Annotated in this window: 17 protein-coding genes; 9 read left to right on the top strand and 8 right to left on the bottom strand. The window is 62.4% G+C overall.

The features are described from left to right. Both MK6180000_RS01415 and MK6180000_RS01410 read right to left on the bottom strand, forming a co-directional pair. Positions 1 to 1,233, bottom strand: coding sequence for an MFS transporter (locus MK6180000_RS01415; protein ID WP_138933104.1), 1,233 nt, complete (start codon positions 1,231 to 1,233; stop codon positions 1 to 3). A gap of 138 nt (positions 1,234 to 1,371) precedes the next feature. After that, complete coding sequence (locus tag MK6180000_RS01410) at positions 1,372 to 2,331, bottom strand: L-malyl-CoA/beta-methylmalyl-CoA lyase (RefSeq protein WP_138933103.1); 960 nt, start codon at positions 2,329 to 2,331, stop codon at positions 1,372 to 1,374. Between the two features lie 306 nt (positions 2,332 to 2,637). Between MK6180000_RS01410 and dgcN the strand changes: the two genes are divergently transcribed. The 3 genes from dgcN (at position 2,638) to MK6180000_RS01395 (ending at position 5,535) form a co-directional block, all read left to right on the top strand. Further along, a complete protein-coding gene (gene dgcN / locus MK6180000_RS01405; protein ID WP_138933102.1) occupies positions 2,638 to 3,639 on the top strand; it encodes an N-acetyltransferase DgcN in 1,002 nt (333 codons plus the stop codon). Between the two features lie 73 nt (positions 3,640 to 3,712). Further along, on the top strand, positions 3,713 to 4,672 hold the full coding sequence (gene dgcA / locus MK6180000_RS01400) for an N-acetyl-D-Glu racemase DgcA (RefSeq protein WP_138933101.1): 960 nt from the start codon (positions 3,713 to 3,715) through the stop codon (positions 4,670 to 4,672). After that, positions 4,672 to 5,535 carry a D-amino-acid transaminase gene (locus tag MK6180000_RS01395; protein WP_138933100.1) on the top strand — a complete coding sequence of 288 codons (864 nt, stop codon included), beginning with the start codon at positions 4,672 to 4,674 and terminating at the stop codon, positions 5,533 to 5,535. Before dgcA ends, MK6180000_RS01395 begins: the two co-directional genes overlap by 1 nt. Before the next feature lie 75 nt (positions 5,536 to 5,610). On the opposite strand, the gene MK6180000_RS01390 is transcribed toward MK6180000_RS01395, so the two are convergent. Genes MK6180000_RS01390 through MK6180000_RS01380 form a run of 3 tightly spaced genes read right to left on the bottom strand, consistent with a single transcriptional unit; the run spans position 5,611 to position 7,033 of the window. Continuing rightward, positions 5,611 to 5,925: a DUF1244 domain-containing protein gene (locus MK6180000_RS01390; RefSeq protein ID WP_138933099.1), complete on the bottom strand. Its 315-nt coding sequence runs from the start codon at positions 5,923 to 5,925 to the stop codon at positions 5,611 to 5,613. A 15-nt stretch (positions 5,926 to 5,940) separates the two neighbouring features. Next, positions 5,941 to 6,279 (bottom strand): 5-carboxymethyl-2-hydroxymuconate Delta-isomerase, encoded by a 339-nt coding sequence (locus MK6180000_RS01385; RefSeq protein WP_138933098.1) that lies wholly within the window; start codon positions 6,277 to 6,279, stop codon positions 5,941 to 5,943. A gap of 13 nt (positions 6,280 to 6,292) precedes the next feature. Next, entirely contained in the window at positions 6,293 to 7,033 is a 741-nt protein-coding gene (locus tag MK6180000_RS01380) for an N-formylglutamate amidohydrolase (RefSeq protein WP_138933097.1), read from the bottom strand. Positions 7,034 to 7,135: 102 nt separating this feature from the next. On the opposite strand from MK6180000_RS01380, the gene pyk reads away from it, so the two are divergent. The 6 genes from pyk (at position 7,136) to MK6180000_RS01350 (ending at position 13,862) form a co-directional block, all read left to right on the top strand. After that, positions 7,136 to 8,581, top strand: coding sequence for a pyruvate kinase (gene pyk / locus MK6180000_RS01375; RefSeq protein ID WP_138933096.1), 1,446 nt, complete (start codon positions 7,136 to 7,138; stop codon positions 8,579 to 8,581). A gap of 38 nt (positions 8,582 to 8,619) precedes the next feature. Then, positions 8,620 to 8,844, top strand: coding sequence for a hypothetical protein (locus MK6180000_RS01370; RefSeq protein WP_138933095.1), 225 nt, complete (start codon positions 8,620 to 8,622; stop codon positions 8,842 to 8,844). 120 nt (positions 8,845 to 8,964) lie between these two features. Then, positions 8,965 to 9,165: a 50S ribosomal protein L35 gene (gene rpmI / locus MK6180000_RS01365; protein ID WP_138933094.1), complete on the top strand. Its 201-nt coding sequence runs from the start codon at positions 8,965 to 8,967 to the stop codon at positions 9,163 to 9,165. 12 nt (positions 9,166 to 9,177) lie between these two features. Beyond that, positions 9,178 to 9,543: a 50S ribosomal protein L20 gene (gene rplT, locus MK6180000_RS01360; protein WP_138933093.1), complete on the top strand. Its 366-nt coding sequence runs from the start codon at positions 9,178 to 9,180 to the stop codon at positions 9,541 to 9,543. 153 nt (positions 9,544 to 9,696) lie between these two features. Beyond that, positions 9,697 to 10,800: an efflux RND transporter periplasmic adaptor subunit gene (locus tag MK6180000_RS01355; protein ID WP_138933092.1), complete on the top strand. Its 1,104-nt coding sequence runs from the start codon at positions 9,697 to 9,699 to the stop codon at positions 10,798 to 10,800. Then, a complete protein-coding gene (locus tag MK6180000_RS01350; protein ID WP_138933091.1) occupies positions 10,797 to 13,862 on the top strand; it encodes an efflux RND transporter permease subunit in 3,066 nt (1,021 codons plus the stop codon). The genes MK6180000_RS01355 and MK6180000_RS01350 overlap by 4 nt, the downstream gene beginning before the upstream one ends. An 89-nt stretch (positions 13,863 to 13,951) precedes the next feature. Here the strand turns inward: MK6180000_RS01350 and MK6180000_RS01345 are convergent, their stop codons facing one another. The 3 genes from MK6180000_RS01345 to MK6180000_RS01335 are packed head-to-tail and all read right to left on the bottom strand — an operon-like array spanning position 13,952 to position 16,602. Next, complete coding sequence (locus tag MK6180000_RS01345) at positions 13,952 to 14,503, bottom strand: hypothetical protein (RefSeq protein ID WP_138933090.1); 552 nt, start codon at positions 14,501 to 14,503, stop codon at positions 13,952 to 13,954. Further along, positions 14,500 to 15,618, bottom strand: coding sequence for an exo-alpha-sialidase (locus MK6180000_RS01340; protein WP_138933089.1), 1,119 nt, complete (start codon positions 15,616 to 15,618; stop codon positions 14,500 to 14,502). The genes MK6180000_RS01345 and MK6180000_RS01340 overlap by 4 nt, the downstream gene beginning before the upstream one ends. Further along, entirely contained in the window at positions 15,619 to 16,602 is a 984-nt protein-coding gene (locus MK6180000_RS01335) for an NAD(P)H-quinone oxidoreductase (RefSeq protein ID WP_138933088.1), read from the bottom strand. Positions 16,603 to 16,611 lie beyond the last annotated feature (9 nt).

Raw genomic sequence — 16,611 nt, 5'->3', positions numbered from 1 at the left:
CTATGCCGCAATCAGCCGCGTCTCCTTGACCGGTAGATGCACGATTGCACTGAACGCGCCGACGCCCACGCCGATCCACCAGACAGCGGTATAATCGCCGTAAATGTCATACATCCGCCCGCCCAGCCAGACCCCCATAAAGCTGCCCAGTTGGTGGCTGAAAAACACGATCCCATAGAGCGTGCCCATATAGCGTATACCGTATAAATGCGCGATCAGCCCGCTGGTCAGCGGCACTGTCGCCAGCCACAGCGCGCCCATCGACACCGAAAACAGCAGCACCGTCGCGGGCGTGATCGGCGTCATGATAAACGCCGCCGCAATGACGGTGCGCCCGGCATATATCCCCGCCAGCAGATATTTGCGCGAATACCGCTTTCCCAGATATCCCGCCGTTAGCGTGCCCGCGATATTCGCCAGCCCGATCAGGGATATCGCCGCCGCGCCCAGCGCCGATGTGCTGGTGATGCCCAGCCCATACAGCATCCCGCCCGGCAGAATAGGGCCGCACATTTCGGTCACGAAGGCCGGGAAATGCGCGGTGACGAAGGCCAGTTGATAGCCGCAACTGAAAAACCCCAGAAAGATCAGTGCATAACTGGGGTCGCGCATCGCACGGCCTAGTATCTGCCCCATGCTTTCTTCCAGCTCGGCCCGCGTAGCGATCACCGGCACGCGCATCATCGGTAACACCGCGAGGCTGGCAAGGATAACGCCGGCAAAGAGGATGAACACCCACTGCCAGCTCATCACGCCCAAGAGCGCCTCGGCCACCGGCGCGCCAAAAACCTGCCCTGCCGATCCCGCCGCCGTCGCGATGGCCAGGCTCATTGAGCGGTGCGCGTCACTGCTAGCCCGTCCAACAACGGCAAGGATCACGCCAAAGCCGGTCCCTGCGATACCAAAGCCGACGAAGATCTCGAAAAACTGGTGCGCGCCGGGCGTCACCGCAAAGGATGACGCGACCAGCCCCGCAGCATAGATCAGCGCACCCAGCACAATGGCGCGGCGGTCGCCCACCTTTTCGGCCATCGCACCGAACAGCGGCTGTCCGATGCCCCACGCCAAATTCTGGATCGCAATGGCGAGGCTGAACTCGCTGCGCAGCCAGCCAAACTCGCCCGCGATGGGGATCTGAAACACGCCAAATGACGCGCGGATGGCAAAGGAGATCAGCATGATCGCACACCCGGCGATGAGGACCGGAGTGAAGAGTGAGGCTGGCTTGTCCATGAAGGCTCCCGGCGATGATGTGCCAGCCTTAGCCACTTTTGCGGACGGGTCAAATCACCAGATGTGCATAGCCTGTTCACCCCGCCTGATCATTCACCAGCCTAGCGAGATGCACCGCCGATAAGACAAAGCGCTGGATCAGCCCTTTGCGATCATCTCGGACTGGCGCACGATCACCTCGGCCTGCTTGATGCTGGCGATGTCGACAAGCCTGCCTTTGTAGACGGTCGCGCCCTCGCCATTGGCCTTGGCTGCCTCCATGGCCGCGAGAATTTCGCGCGCTTCGGCGACGGCTGCTTCGCTGGGGGTAAATACCTCATTGGCCAACGCGATCTGCTTGGGGTGGATCGCCCATTTTCCGACCATTCCCAGTGTGGCCGAACGCAACGCTTGCGCGCGAAATCCTTCGTCATCGCTAAAATCACCAAACGGGCCATCGACGGGAAGCAATCCGTGCGTACGGCAGGCCGCCACAATCGCTGCCTGCGCCCAATGCCACGGATCGGACCAATGCTTGGCCCCATCATGCAGCATGTAGTAGTTTTCCTGCGTGCCGCCGATACCGGTCGTTGCCATGCCCATTGAGGCGGCGAAGTCTGCCGCGCCAAGGCTCATCGCCTGCAAACGCGGGCTGGCGGCTGCGATCTCCTCCACATGCGCGATGCCTGCCGCGCTCTCGATGATAACCTCGAAACTGATGGGCTTGGTCCGGCCCTTGGCACGCTCAATGGCCGTGACCAGCGCATCGACAGCATAGACGTCGGCCGCGCAACCCACCTTGGGGATCATGATCTGATCCAACCGGTCGCCCGCCTGCTCAAGCAGATCGACCACATCGCGATACCACCACCCGGTATCAAGCCCGTTGATCCGCACGCTTAGGTATTTGGTACCCCAATCGACCGAATTGATCGCCTCGATCGTTTGCTTGCGCGCCAGATCCTTGTCGTTAGGTCCGACAGAATCCTCTAGGTCGATGTTGATCACATCGGCAGCGCTCGCCGCCATCTTCTCGAACAGCTTTGCGTTCGAACCAGGGCCAAAAAGCTGGCATCGATTGGGACGGGCGGGGGCGGGCGGCTGTAGGCGAAAACTCATGTCGGGGCCTCTTGGGTAATCATATTGCGCTTGGGTATGTCTGATCGCTATTAAATTACCTTTGGCCTTGCAAGGCCATTTTGCAGGTGCAGCATTGGGCAATCATCTGCACAAATATAAGGCGCAAACGAAGAACCTTCGCGAAATATCGACGTATGGCGCGTTTTATTGCGTACCTCCTCAGTCCCCGCTGCGACCCGGTATGATTTTGCGTGATAGTGACGGTAAATCTGCTTAACTCTGGCGTCAAAGCCCGAATCCGCCCTCTGCGCCCCTGCGCGTTGGCCCCTGCCAAGGAAATTTGCCATGATCGAGACGCCGTATCTTCTGTTTCTGGGCGACGCGCCCGATATGCTGGCCGCCAAGGTTGCCATTGGCATCCGAGATTGGCGTCCTGAAAATGCGGTTGGCCAGCTATGCCTGCCGGGCTGCGGCGCCGATCTGGGCCTGAGGGAATTGACGCTGGCAGGTGCCAAGGCGGCAGGCGCCAAAACGCTGGTTATCGGCGTTGCCAACCGCGGCGGCGTCATCTCGGCCAAGTGGAAAGAGGTGCTGATCGCGGCCCTCGCCATGGGCTATGATCTGGCCAGCGGTCTGCATAACCTGCTGCGTAATGAGGCCGATCTAGTCGCCGCCGCGCATGAATATGGCCGCACTCTGCATGATGTGCGCATCCCATCAGTGGAGTATCCCATCGCCAATGGCGAAAAGCGGCGCGGCAAGCGCTGCCTGCCCGTCGGCACCGATTGCTCGGTCGGCAAGATGTACACCGCCATGGCGATGGAGCGCGAGATGACCGAGCGGGGGATGAAAGCGACCTTCCGCGCAACGGGCCAGACCGGTATCCTGATCACCGGTGACGGCGTGCCGCTGGACGCAGTGATCGCCGATTTCATGGCCGGATCAATCGAGTTTTTGACGCCCGACAACGACGACGACCATTGGGACCTGATTGAGGGGCAAGGCAGCCTGTTCCACGTGTCATACTCCGGCGTGACGCTGGCGCTTGTTCATGGCGGCCAGCCCGACGCGCTGATCCTGTGCCACGAGCCGACGCGCACTCATATGCGCGGCCTGCCGGGATATCAGCTGCCCACGCTGGAGCGTCTGCGCGACACCGCGCTGCCGCTGGCGCAGGTCGGCAATCCGAACTGCCGCTTTGTCGGCATTTCAGTCAATACGCAGCATATGGCTGAAGCTGATGCGCGTGCCTATCTGGCCGAGGTATCGAAGCGCATGGATCTGCCTGCAACGGACCCGTACCGCTTTGGCGCAAGCGTGCTGGTAGACGCGCTAGAGGCGATCTAAGACTGGGCCCGGCGCCAACTGGCTGGTGCTCGGTTCTGAGTATTTTATTGACCAAGACGAAAGGTGGGTGCGCATGCTGGTTACGGTGACGCGCGATGTGTTCAAGCTGGCGCAGGTGTTTACCATCAGTCGCGGCTCGCGGACCGAGGCGCAGGTACTGACGGTTACCGTCAGCGACGGCACGCATCAGGGGCGCGGCGAGTGCGTTCCTTATGCCCGATACGGCGAGACGCTGGACAGCGTGACCGCGCAAATCGAGGGCGCATCCGTGACAGACCGCGAGTCGCTGGCGGCGCTGCCCGCAGGCGCGGCGCGCAATGCGCTGGACTGCGCACTGTGGGATCTGGAGGCCAAGCGCGCCGGGCGCCGCGTTTGGGAGCTGGCCGGTTTGCCTGCGCCCGGCCCCGAAATCACCGCCTATACGCTATCGCTAGACACACCAGAGGCAATGCAGGCGCAAGCGGCAAAGCACAGCTTTCGGCCCCTGCTCAAGATTAAGCTGGGCACCCCAGACGATATGGCCCGGCTCGAGGCCGTCCGCGCGGGCGCGCCTAAATCGACGATCATTGTAGATGCAAACGAGGGATGGAGCGCCGAGGTCTACGCCGATCTGGCGCCGCATCTGGTGCGCCTTGGTGTCGCGCTTGTCGAGCAGCCATTGCCCGCAGGGGACGACGACGCGCTGATAGGCATGAAGCGCCCAGTGCCGGTCTGCGCCGACGAAAGCTGCCATGACCGCGCTAGCCTTGCCGCGCTTAAGGGCAAATACGATGTGGTCAACATCAAGCTGGACAAAACCGGCGGCCTGACCGAGGCGCTGGAATTGCGCCGCGCGGCTGAGGCCGAGGGGTACCGCGTGATGGTCGGTTGCATGGTGGGCAGCAGCCTGGCGATGGCGCCCGCGACGTTGGTCGCACAGGGCGTTATGGTGACTGACCTTGACGGCCCTTTGCTGCTGGCAGAAGACCGCGATACACCGCTGACATTCGACAGTGCCGGGGTACACCCCCCCGCGCCGGAACTTTGGGGATAATGACAATGCGCACAGTTTACGTGAATGGCGAGTATTTGCCCGAGAATGAGGCACGCGTCTCGATCTTTGATAGGGGATTTCTGATGGCCGACGGGGTCTACGAAGTTACCAACGTTCTGAACGGCAAACTAATCGATTTTGAAGGCCACAACGTCCGCCTCGACCGCTCGCTGACCGAACTGGGGATGAAGCGGCCCGCAGCCTATGACGACCTGCTGGAAATCCACCGCGAACTGGTGACGCGCAACGCCATCAACGAGGGTCTGATCTATCTTCAGGTTACCCGCGGCAATTCCGGTGACCGCGATTTTCACTATCCGCCCGAAGAGACAGAGCCGACGTTGGTCCTTTTTACCCAAGACAAGCCCGGCATGATTGACAGCCCGGTGGCCAAGCGCGGCGCGCGGATTATTTCGGTGCCCGACATGCGCTGGGGCCGCCGCGATATCAAGACGGTTCAGCTGCTCTATCCATCAATGGCCAAGATGATGGCGCAGGCCGCTGGCGTCGATGATGCATGGATGATCGAAGAAGATCACATCACCGAGGGCACGTCGAACAACGCCTATATCGTCAAGGATGGTCGCATCATCACCCGCGCGTTGTCGCACGATATCCTGCATGGCATCACCCGCGCCGCGGTCTTGCGTTTTGCCCGCGAGGCGCAAATGGAGGTGGAGGAGCGCAGCTTCACCGTTGCCGAGGCCATGGACGCAGACGAGGCGTTCTATACGTCCGCCAGCGCCTTCGTCACCGCCGTCGTCGAGATCGACGGCGCGCAATTAGGCGGCGGCACGCCCGGCCCAGTCGCCACGCGCTTGCGCGAAATCTACATTGAAGAAAGTTTGAAACACGCGATCTGATCGCCGCCACTCAGGGTTCTTCTTGCCCTAAATATCCATAGCGGACCGCTGGCACCCGGCGGTCCGCATGTATTTTCAGCCCTTGCTTTCGACGTTCTCTGCGAACGCCGTCTTGAACGCGTCCTGCTGATCCGGGCTGGCATCCGACTGATGCTGCGCCTTCCACTCATCCATTGTCATGCCATAGAAAATCTGGCGCGCTTCGTCCTTGGACATCTCGATTCCGCGCTCATTTGCGGCCTCCTGATACCAGCGGCTCAGGCAGTTGCGGCAGAATCCGGTCAGGTTCATCATGTCGATGTTTTGAACGTCGGTGCGCTTCTCCATCAAGTGCGCGCGCAGGGTGCGAAAGGCGGCGGCCTCAAGCTCGATTTGTGTTTGGTCGTCCATCGTCTTGTCTCCTCGTCAATCAGGTAAAACGCGCTTGGCATAGGCCGGGTCCAGATCGGCCAAATCTACCGACAGGCTATGCACATGCGGCAGTAGATCGGCCATCACGCCCAAAATCACCTGCGCCAAGTCTGATTTGGTGTCTGCATCGCGCCCCGGCAAGAGGCGCAAGGTCGCGTGGGCAAAGCTCTGGCCCTGCGTGCCCAGCAGATGCGCGCCCGCCTCAAACGTGCGCAGCTTGAGCGTCTCGGGCTTTGGAATGGCCGGATGCACGGCCAGCGCGTCAAATACCGCCGCGCAAAGCGCGGGCAAGTCTTCGATGCCCCTAGAGTGTTCGATGATGACATGCGGCATCGCCTGCCCCTTTTCACAGACCCGCGAAGGCCAAAGTTTCTACCAATATCGGCGCCAAACGCTGCGCCCATGCGCGTTGCTGCGCTTCTGTCTCGATCAGATCGTTGCGCAACTCGATCAGCACGTTGGGCCTGCCCTGTGCAATTGCGTGGCGCGCAATCGTGTCACCAGGCAGGTGGCCGGTGTAGGGCTGGTTGTCGCCCACGCTCAAGGTCGGCCCCGCCCGCAGACGCGCCAGCAGCGGATCGGCCAGCCGCGTGTCGGTGGAGTAGAGCACACCAATCTGCCACGAACGCGGCGGCCGGCCTTTTAACTGGGGCGTAAAGCTATGGACCGACACCACCACGGGCGCCGCGCGGGCCGCCAGCGTCTGGGTGACGGCGGCGTGGTAGGGCCGGTGGCAGCGCCTTAGCCGTTCATCGGCGTCCAGAGCAGAGATGCCGCGATTGCCCGGAATAATCGTGCCGTCATAAAGCTGCATGATCAGCGTAGGATCATCCTCTCCCCGATTTGGGTCGATCACGAGGCGGGAAAACCGTGACAGGATTGCAGGCCCGTCCAGTGCGGCAGCCAGCGCGCGGCTAACACCTTCCGCACCCGGATCGAAGGCGATGTGGCGCGCCATATCGGACGCCGCCACGCCCAAACCGCCATCATTTACGAAATCCGGCACATGATTCGATGCGTGATCGCAAAGCACCACCCAGCGGCCTGCACGATCTGCCCCGTCGATGATGCAAGGATTGTATGTCATGTTTGGCAAACTACCCTTTTTCGTCTCTTTGCGCCGGACCCAAAGAATGGCAAGAAGCAAGAAGCCACGCTACCATGCCTTTGAACACAGGAAATTTCACATATGAGACGCCATCGCAACGTCAAGATCGTCGCCACCCTTGGCCCCGCGTCGGAAACCTATGACATGATCCGCGCCCTACACGAGGCTGGCGCAGATGTTTTCCGCCTGAATATGAGCCATGGACAGCATGACGAAATCCGCGAAAAGCACCGCATCATTCGCCAGGTAGAGAAGGATCTGGACAGCCCGATCTGCATCCTCGCCGACCTTCAGGGGCCAAAACTACGCGTCGGTGTCTTTGCCAATGGCGAAGAGGAGCTGGTGGTCGGCGCCGCCTTCCGCCTTGATCTGGACAAGGCCGAGGGGGACGCATCCCGCGTCTGCCTGCCCCATCCCGAGATCTTTGAGGCGCTGGAGCAGGGCGCATCCCTCTTGGTCAACGATGGCAAGATTCGCCTGAAGGTCAACGAGTGCGGCAAGGATTTCGCCGATTGTGAGGTCATCGTCGGTGGCACGATCAGCAACCGTAAGGGTGTGAACGTGCCCGATGTCGAATTGCCTCTGGCCGCTTTGTCGGCAAAGGACCGTAAGGATCTGGAATTCGTCTGCCAGCTGGGTGTCGACTGGCTCGCGCTCAGCTTTGTGCAGCGCCCTGAGGATGTGACCGAGGCCCGCAAATTGGCCGGAGGCCGCGCGGCGATCCTCAGCAAGATTGAGAAGCCGTCAGCTGTGACGCGCTTTGACGCGATCCTCGCCGCCTCGGACGGCATCATGGTCGCGCGCGGCGATCTGGGGGTCGAACTGCCAGTGCAGAACGTGCCGCCCATCCAGAAACGCCTCGTGCGGGCCTGCCGCTCGGCCGCCAAGCCGGTGATCGTCGCCACCCAGATGCTGGAATCGATGATTACCGCGCCTGTGCCGACACGTGCAGAGGTCAGCGATGTCGCCACCGCTATCTATGAGGGCGCGGATGCCATCATGCTATCGGCGGAATCGGCCGCAGGCAGCTACCCGATAGAGGCCGTGACCACGATGGACAACGTCGCACGCGAGGTCGAAAACGATCCGACCTATACACAGATCATCGAGGCGTCGCGCAGCATCGCCCGCAAGACGGTCGCCGATGGTATCGTGGCCGCTGCGCGCGAAATCGCAGAGACGACCGATATCAAGGTGATCTGCTGCTTTACTCAGTCCGGCACCACCGCCCTCTTGACCGCGCGCGAGCGTCCGCGCGTTCCTATCATCGCCATGACATCGCAGCGCGGCACCGCGCGGCGCCTGACGCTGAGCTGGGGCGTCAACTGCGTGATGACGCCAGAGCTGAACCGCTTTAAACAAGCGGTCATCAACGCCGCGCGCGCCGCGCGAGCCCAAGGCTACGCCACGACCGAGGACCAGATCGTGGTGACAGCAGGCGTGCCGTTCAACGTGCCGGGCACCACGAACATCCTTCGTGTCGCGCCGTGTCAGGAAAGTTTGATCTACGCCACCGAACCAAGCTAGAGTGCCGTAGGGGCACTTAAATGGATGGACGACGAAACATGGACAGCGACCTCACACTGGTCATAGGCGTAGTACTGGGCATCTTTGCAGTGCCGGCCATCATCTCGGCGCTGTCCGATAGGCGGCCGCCCCGCGTGGCGGCACTGGTGCTGATTGCGGCGGGCTGCCTCGTGGTCTGGGCCATTCAAAAGAAGCCGTCGGGCTACAGCCTGACAGATGTGCCGAACGCCTTTGTCCGCGTAGTGGGAATGATCACCCGCTAACGCCGCTTTGCCCTTGCGTTGGTGGGCCTGCACCCCTAAAAGGCGACCTTCACCCGCGCGTCCGGCCCAGAGTGGCATGCCGAGTCGCGCGTCCGACCGACCACCAAAGAGGAGCCGGAAATGCCCAAGATGAAGACAAAATCGAGCTGCAAAAAGCGGTTCAAGATCTCGGCCTCAGGCCGTGTGATCGCAGCCCAAGCTGGTAAACAGCATGGCATGATCAAGCGCAGCAACAAATTCCTCCGCAACGCACGCGGTACCACCACCCTGTCAAAGGCTGATGAGCAGATCATCAAGCCGATGATGCCCTACGCGCGCTAAGGAGGATTTGATATGTCGAGAGTAAAAGGTGGCGTCGTCACGCACGCCCGTCACAAGAAAATCACCAAAGCAGCCAAAGGTTACTACGGCCGCCGGAAAAATACCTTTAAGGTCGCCACGCAGGCGGTCGACAAGGCCAACCAGTACGCCACACGCGACCGTAAGAATCGCAAGCGGAACTTCCGCGCCCTGTGGATCCAGCGGATCAACGCAGCCGTGCGCGGCCATGACGAAGCGCTGACATACAGCCGCTTTATCAACGGTCTGGCACTGGCCGGCGTCGAAGTGGACCGCAAGGTTCTGGCCGATCTGGCCGTGCACGAGCCCGCAGCATTCGCCGCGATCGTTGACCAGGCCAAGGGTGCGCTGGCCGCTTAAGCCACTGCCAATGTAGATAGATAACGCCGCCGGATACGCTCCGGCGGCGTTTTTCGTTGGGCAATCGCATAAATGAGGGCATGACGTAGCCGCTCGGCAGGCTATTGTAAAACCCGGGGGCGGTCCGGTTTCCCGCACAAACGCGATAGGCCTATGCAAAGAACATCTATCTGGAAGCAGCTCATCCTCAGCGCCGCGTTGATCGCGGGCGCGGCGGGCGCGTGGCACTTCCGCGCTGATCTGATCGCGCTATGGCAGCCGGCCCAGACGACAGAGGCCGCGCGCGGCGACGGTGACGCGGGCGTTCCCGTCCTCGTTACGACTGTGGCGCTGGCCGAGGATACGTTGTCCTTTGCTGCCGTCGGCACCGGGTTTGCGCTGCGCTCGGTCATGCTTCGTGCACCTGCGGGCGGTGAGGTGACCGATGTGACAATTGCCCCCGGCCGCCATTTCGAGGCAGGCGATCCGCTATTGCGGCTGGATGACACCGATCAGCGGCTGGCCGTCGCGCTGGCCGAGGCAAGGCAGGAGCGCGCGACCTCGGAACAAACCCGCTATCAAGGCCTGCGCGACACTGGCACAACCACGGCAACCCGATTTGAGGATGCCATGACGGCCTTTCGCATAGCCGAGATTGAGCTGGACCAGGCCCGCACCGATTTGGACAACCGCGTGCTGCGCGCGCCTTTTGCCGGGATCGCAGGGATTGCGGCGGTCGAGGCGGGCGACCGCCTCACGCTCGGCGACCCCATCGCCAGTTATGACGATCGCAGCCAGATATTGGTCGAGTTCGATTTGCCCGAGGCGCTGCTCCCGCGCACCAAGTTGGGCTTGCCGGTGCGCGCGACCTCATCCAGCACCGACGCCGGTGTGCTGCGCGGCGAGATTACAGCCATCGACAGCCGCGTCGCTGCCGCCAGTCGCACAGCCCGCGTGCGCGCCACGATCCCGAACGAGCCTGATGTGCTGCGCCCCGGCGCGTCGTTCACCGTCACGCTGGACTTGCCCGGCGCGCGCTATCCCATCTTGCCGGAACTAGCGCTTCAATTTTCGGGTGGCTCGCTGCAAGTTTGGCGCGTTGATGACACAGGCAACGCGCAGCCCGTTGAGGTGCGCCTGATCCGCCGCAGGGCCGGATCGGTCATCGTGGACGGCCCGCTGTCCGAAGGCGACCGTATTGTCGTCGAGGGCCTGCAAAGGATGCGACCCGGCCGCGCGGTCAACGTGCTGAACACCCCTGCTGCAGGCGCGACATGAGCGATAGCGGAGGCATAAGCGCGCTTAGCGTAAGGCGCCCTTGGCTGGCCGCCGTGATGAACCTGATGATCGTCATCGCCGGGGTCGGCGCGCTCTGGGGTGTGGAAATTCGCGAGCTTCCGGACATCGACCGCCCCATCGTATCAGTGCGCGCCAACTATCCCGGCGCTTCCCCCACCACGCTGGACGCCGAGGTTGCCTCCCTCGTCGAGGGCGCAGTCGCGCGGGTCGCCGGGGTGACGTCGGTCAGAACCTCGTCCGAGGAGGGTAACTTCCGCATGCGCGTCGAATTCAGCGCCTCCCGCGATCTGGACACAGCCGCCAGCGATGTGCGTGAGGCTGTCGCGCGGGTGGAAAATCGCCTGCCGGAAGGCGTCGAGGATCTGTATGTCGTCAAGTCCGAGCAGGACGCCAATCCCATCATGGACATCGCAATCTGGAGTGATGCGCGCTCCATCGACCAGCTGACCCGGTTGGTCGAAGATGCGGTTATTCCCGAATTCACCGCCGTGCCGGGCGTGGCCGAGGTGGCCGTGTTCGGCGATCGCCAGCGCGTGCTTCGGGTCGAGGTCGCGCCCGAGAGGCTCGCCGCGTTCGGTCTGTCCATCGCCGAGGTGGCAAGCACCCTGCGCGCGGCACAATTTGACGTGCCAGTCGGCAGCTTCGGCTCAGGCCAGCTTGAGGTGCTGGTACGCGCCGACGCCACCGTCACCGATCCCGCCCGTATTCAAGAGCTGAAAGTGCGGGAGAACGTCAGGCTGGGCGATGTTGCCGATGTCTATTTCGGCCTTGCCACAGCGAGCAGCGTCGCGCGGCTGGACGGGCGAATGGTGCTGAACCTCGGCATCGTGCGGCAGGCGCAATCAAACACGGTCCAAATCTCGGACGATATCCGCCGCGCCATTGACCGCTTGCGCCTGCGCTACGGCGAGCTTGGGTTCGAGATCACCTCGGACAGCGCGGTGTTCATCAAGGGCTCGATCGCTGAGGTGGCCAAGTCGCTGGCCTTTGCTCTGTTGATCGTGATCGGCGTCATCTGGCTGTTCTTTGGCAAGCTGCGAACGGTCTTGATCCCGGCGATCACCATCCCCATCGCGCTGACCGGATCACTTGCTGCTATCTGGCTGATGGGATTCTCAATAAACCTGATCACTCTTCTTTCGTTGGTGCTGGCAACTGGCCTCGTCGTCGACGATGCCATCGTTGTCACCGAAAATATTCAGCGCAAGCGGCAGCAGGGTCTGGGGCCGCGCGCCGCCGCGGCCATCGGTGCGCGAGAGGTGTTCTTTGCCGTCATCGCCACCACCGTCACGCTGATCGCGGTATTCGTGCCGATCTCGTTTCTGCCCAGCGAAGCGGGTCGTCTTTTCACCGAATTTGGCTTCGTTCTGGCCATCACGGTCGGCTTATCGTCCTTTGTGGCGCTGACGATGTGCCCGATGCTGGCCTCGCTCAGCGGCGATATGGGCGGCGGCACAGGGCCATTGGCCCGCCTTGGCGGTAAGCTGGCAAATGGCTATGCCGCACTGATTACGCCCATGATACGCGCACCCTTGGTCACGCTGGTCGCGGCATCCCTTTTGGCCGGGACAGCCTCCCTCGTCTACGGCCAATTGGGCGAAGAGCTGCTGCCCGATGAGGATCGCGGCGAAATTTCGGTGTGGATACAGGGGCCCGACGGAACAGGCCTCGACTACACCGACCGGCAGGTCGAGCATGTCGAGGCGATGATGCAGCCCTTTGTCGATCAGGGACTGGCGGCCAGCCTCTACTCCATTACAGGGCGCTATGACCTCAATCGCGGCAGCATCGGTCTGCGCCTCGCGCCCTGGGACCAGCGCCGCGTCTCCCAAGCCGAGATTGAGGCGCAGATCACCCCGCAACTTGGCAGTCTCGCTGGCGCTCAGGGCCGCATCTTTGGCGGCAACAGCCTGGGCCTGCGCGGCTCGGCGGGCGGCCTCAGCATCGCGCTGACAGGGCCGACATATCCGCAGATCGCGGAGGCGGCATATAGCTTTGCCGAGGCGATGGAGGGCGTGCCGGGCCTATCGGATATCCGCGTGCAATATCAGGCGACACAGCCACAATTGAACGTCCTCGTTGACCGCGACCGCGCCTCGGATCTGGGGGTCGAAATGTCGGCCTTGTCGACGACCCTGCGCGCGCTGATAGACGAGGACGAAATCGCAGAGTTGACGATTCAGGACGAGGCTGTGCCAATCATTCTGCAATCCAGCGCAGGCGCGGTTCGCGACCCCTCTGACCTAATGAACCTCTATGTGCGCGGGGCGGGCGGCGGCCTTGTCCCCCTCAGCCAGCTGGTCAAATTTGAGGAAAACGGTGTCGCCGCCGAGCTTGATCGCCACGCCCAACGCCGCGCGATTGAGCTGAGCGCGTCAATAGCCCCCGAAACGCCCTTACGCGGTGTCATCGACAATATGCGCGCACTGGGAGATGTAGAATTGCCCGGCGACATTGGACTTATCTTCCTTGGCGAGGCCGCGTCGCTGGATGAGACGTCAAGCGCCCTCACAGCTACTTATATCATTGCACTGATTGTCGTCTTTCTGGTTCTCTTGGCCCAGTTCGAAAGCCTGACCAGCGCTCTGGTCGTAATGACGACCGTCCCGTTCGGCATCTGCGCCGCGATTTATGCGCTGTTGCTGACCGGCACCACGATTAACATTTACAGCCAGATCGGTGTTCTGATGCTGGTGGGTGTCATGGCCAAGAATGGCATTCTTCTGGTCGAGTTTGCCGACCAACTGCGTGACCGCGGCGCGTCTGCGCCCGATGCCGCGCTAGAGGCGGCGCGCGCCCGCCTGCGTCCCATCTCCATGACGCTGATCTGTACGGTGATGGCAGGACTGCCTCTGATCCTCGGCAGCGGGCCGGGGGCCGAGGCGCGCGCAGCTATCGGCTGGGTCATCTTTGGCGGACTGGGCCTTGCCGCCGCCTTCACCCTATTCCTGACGCCGGCTGCCTACGCACTGATCGCATCAGCGTCCAGCGCGCGCGCGGCTAGCGGAGACGCGCTTGACGCTGAGCTGCGCAATATCTGAGGCTCATTTCTTTTTGCTAAAAATATCCTGGGGGAGCGCCTGAATTTCAAAGGAATTCAGGCGTGGGGGGCAAAGCCCCCAAACACCCCTTAAAACAGCCGTAACACCAATACAGCTGCGACCGCCGGCACGAGAATAGGGTGCAGCACATGATCAAAGTAATTGCTGCTCCCCCAGCCCATGACCCACATCGCCTGCCCCGTCACCGCCAAAAGCGGAACGAACACACTTCCTTGGGCAAATCCATATGCGCACAGCGCCAGCACAATCCCCGCCACCGGGATCGGCGCATATCCCAGCCGGTAGATATCCACCGGAATCGCCCCTGCCGCACTAGCGAGAAACGCGAGATAGAGCGCCAAAAACACCAGCAACTCCACGCTGCCAAAGGGCTGTACTGGCACACCCAATTGCGCGGCCATCTGCCGCAAGATAATCAGCGGGAGCACTGCGCCAACAGGCCCAAATAGCGCAACGATGCCCCGCAGCGGAAGGGTATCGCGCAGAAGCACCGCACAGCCAAGGCCCAGAGCCAGCCCAATCGGCACCGCCATTTGCGCCTGCACTCCGATGCCCAAAATCAGAAAGGCCAGCCAACCCAGCAGTGACGCTAGCCAAAGGGCAGTCAACGCACCGATCATTCGGCCATCGCCCATGCAAGATTAAATATGTGCGCGCGTATCCCTCGCTTGGCCGCTGTGCTGTAGGCCAGCAGGATGCGACCATCCGGTAGCGCGCGCATCATTGGATAGCGCGCATCGCCGCTGCCGGATTCTAGTGTCTTCAAGTGTCGCCACGTCGCGCCGCTATCTTCGCTCAGCGCAAGGTTCAATATGCCGCCATCCGACGCATCATCGTTGACCGCCATCAGGATGTCGTCGCCACCGATGCCCAGTGCGGCGACCGGCGCACTGGGATTTGGCACGTCCATCTCGCGCACCTCGTCCCACGTCTGGCCACCGTCGCTTGTGCGCGTAACCAGCAGCCGCCGCGCGCCGCTGTCGAAATTGCGCAGAAACGCCACGGCGCGCGCGCCGTCCAGCGGCACGATCATCGGCTGGATCGCCTTCATCCGGCCCGGCATCCGGCGCATGTCGCGCACCCGCCCGTGCCCATCAAGTCGCACTAGCGCGCCGTAGGTGGCGCCCATCTCGAAATAGGCGGGCAGCGCAAAACTGCCATCGGCGTAACCGGCCATCGGCGACTTTACCAGAAATGAGCGGTTGAGCAGCGGCGACAGGTTCAGTTTGCGCGCGCGCAGCGGCCCGCTTGGCCCCATCTGCACCTCAGCAATTGATGCCATGGCCCAGCCCCCCACCGATACCGCCGTGGTATAGAGAGTATCTGCAGCCCCATCATTTTGCACTGTATTGCCTAGCGTGACGACCAATTGGCGAGGCTCGAACGCATCGCCCAAAGCGCTCCGCGTGAGGCGCGGCGTAATCTTGGACACCGCGCCGTCTGCTCCGATATCGACGCCGACGACATCGACATCCGCCTGCGCCTCCTGCGAGCCGGCGAACCACAATATGCTGGCACCCTCCTTGTTCACGATAACAGCGGGCGAATGGGCTATGCCTGTCTTAGCGGTGTAGTCCAGAACGGTCTCAAAGACAGGCGCGCCGCCCCGCTCCATCACGGCCGGCAATGCCCACTCCCACGTCAGCGGCGCATCACGCCGGATCGCCAGCGCACTCAGGCCAAGGCTGAGAATACCCAGCGCCAGGACCGCAATCTGCACCGCACCCAGGGCCATCTACCCGACCTTCAAAACGATCTTGCCGATATGGGCGCTGCTTTCCATCCGGGCATGTGCCTTGGCGGCATCTGACAGCGCAAAGGTGCTGTCCATCACCGGGGCAATGCGGCCCCCACTTAGCAATGGCCACACGTCACGGCGTAGCGCGGCGGCAATCCGGGCCTTGGCCAGATCACTCTGCGGGCGCAGTGTGCTGCCGGTGATCGTCAGGCGCCGGACCATTACCTGGGAAAAGTTCAGTTCGGCCTTGGGGCCGCCAAGGAACGCGATTTGTACCAGACGGCCATCATCCGACAGTGCCTTGACGTTGCGCGGGATGTAGTCGCCCCCAACCATGTCAAGGATCAGGTCGGCGCCGCCCTCAGACCGCAGGATCTGGACAAAATCCTCGTCGCGGTAGTTGATTGCACGCTCTGCGCCTAGCGCGGCGCACTTGGCGCATTTCTCATCCGTTCCGGCGGTCGCGAATACGCGCGCGCCCATGACATGCGCCAGTTGGATCGCCGTCGTTCCGATACCGGACGACCCACCGTGGACTAAAAATACCTCGCCCGCCTTTAGCCCGCCCCGGTCCATGACATTGGTCCAGACGGTAAAGTAGTTCTCGGGCAGGCAGGCCGCCTCGGCCATGCCCATTCCCTCGGGGATCGGCAGGCAATGTGCGGCGGGGGTAGCCACATATTCGGCGTATCCACCACCGGGCAGCAGGGCACAGACGCGGTCGCCCACCTGCCACTCACAGGAACCCTCGCCGATAGCGGAGATTTCGCCCGACGCCTCCAGCCCCGGAAGGTCGCTGGCACCGGGGGGCGGGTCGTAGGCGCCCGCGCGTTGCAGCGCATCGGGACGGTTGACCCCTGCGTAGGCAACGCGGATCACAACCTCGCCCGCGCGGGGCTGCGGGCGCGGGCGCGTGGCTAGCTTTAGCACGTCGGGCCCGCCGGCTTTGGTGATTTCGACGGCTTGCATCGTGTCGGTCATGGGGCGTCC

Source organism: Roseovarius arcticus (assembly GCF_006125015.1).
In the GTDB taxonomy this organism is placed as follows: Bacteria; Pseudomonadota; Alphaproteobacteria; order Rhodobacterales; family Rhodobacteraceae; genus Roseovarius; species Roseovarius arcticus.
This window is presented reverse-complemented; position numbering and strand designations above follow the sequence as displayed.

Coding starts and splice junctions, on each gene's coding strand:
- MK6180000_RS01415 (WP_138933104.1), bottom strand. CDS start 1,233: ATGGACAAGCCAGCCTCACTCTTCACTCCGGTCCTCATCGCCGGGTGT.
- MK6180000_RS01410 (WP_138933103.1), bottom strand. CDS start 2,331: ATGAGTTTTCGCCTACAGCCGCCCGCCCCCGCCCGTCCCAATCGATGC.
- dgcN (WP_138933102.1), top strand. CDS start 2,638: ATGATCGAGACGCCGTATCTTCTGTTTCTGGGCGACGCGCCCGATATG.
- dgcA (WP_138933101.1), top strand. CDS start 3,713: ATGCTGGTTACGGTGACGCGCGATGTGTTCAAGCTGGCGCAGGTGTTT.
- MK6180000_RS01395 (WP_138933100.1), top strand. CDS start 4,672: ATGACAATGCGCACAGTTTACGTGAATGGCGAGTATTTGCCCGAGAAT.
- MK6180000_RS01390 (WP_138933099.1), bottom strand. CDS start 5,925: ATGGACGACCAAACACAAATCGAGCTTGAGGCCGCCGCCTTTCGCACC.
- MK6180000_RS01385 (WP_138933098.1), bottom strand. CDS start 6,279: ATGCCGCATGTCATCATCGAACACTCTAGGGGCATCGAAGACTTGCCC.
- MK6180000_RS01380 (WP_138933097.1), bottom strand. CDS start 7,033: ATGACATACAATCCTTGCATCATCGACGGGGCAGATCGTGCAGGCCGC.
- pyk (WP_138933096.1), top strand. CDS start 7,136: ATGAGACGCCATCGCAACGTCAAGATCGTCGCCACCCTTGGCCCCGCG.
- MK6180000_RS01370 (WP_138933095.1), top strand. CDS start 8,620: ATGGACAGCGACCTCACACTGGTCATAGGCGTAGTACTGGGCATCTTT.
- rpmI (WP_138933094.1), top strand. CDS start 8,965: ATGCCCAAGATGAAGACAAAATCGAGCTGCAAAAAGCGGTTCAAGATC.
- rplT (WP_138933093.1), top strand. CDS start 9,178: ATGTCGAGAGTAAAAGGTGGCGTCGTCACGCACGCCCGTCACAAGAAA.
- MK6180000_RS01355 (WP_138933092.1), top strand. CDS start 9,697: ATGCAAAGAACATCTATCTGGAAGCAGCTCATCCTCAGCGCCGCGTTG.
- MK6180000_RS01350 (WP_138933091.1), top strand. CDS start 10,797: ATGAGCGATAGCGGAGGCATAAGCGCGCTTAGCGTAAGGCGCCCTTGG.
- MK6180000_RS01345 (WP_138933090.1), bottom strand. CDS start 14,503: ATGATCGGTGCGTTGACTGCCCTTTGGCTAGCGTCACTGCTGGGTTGG.
- MK6180000_RS01340 (WP_138933089.1), bottom strand. CDS start 15,618: ATGGCCCTGGGTGCGGTGCAGATTGCGGTCCTGGCGCTGGGTATTCTC.
- MK6180000_RS01335 (WP_138933088.1), bottom strand. CDS start 16,602: ATGACCGACACGATGCAAGCCGTCGAAATCACCAAAGCCGGCGGGCCC.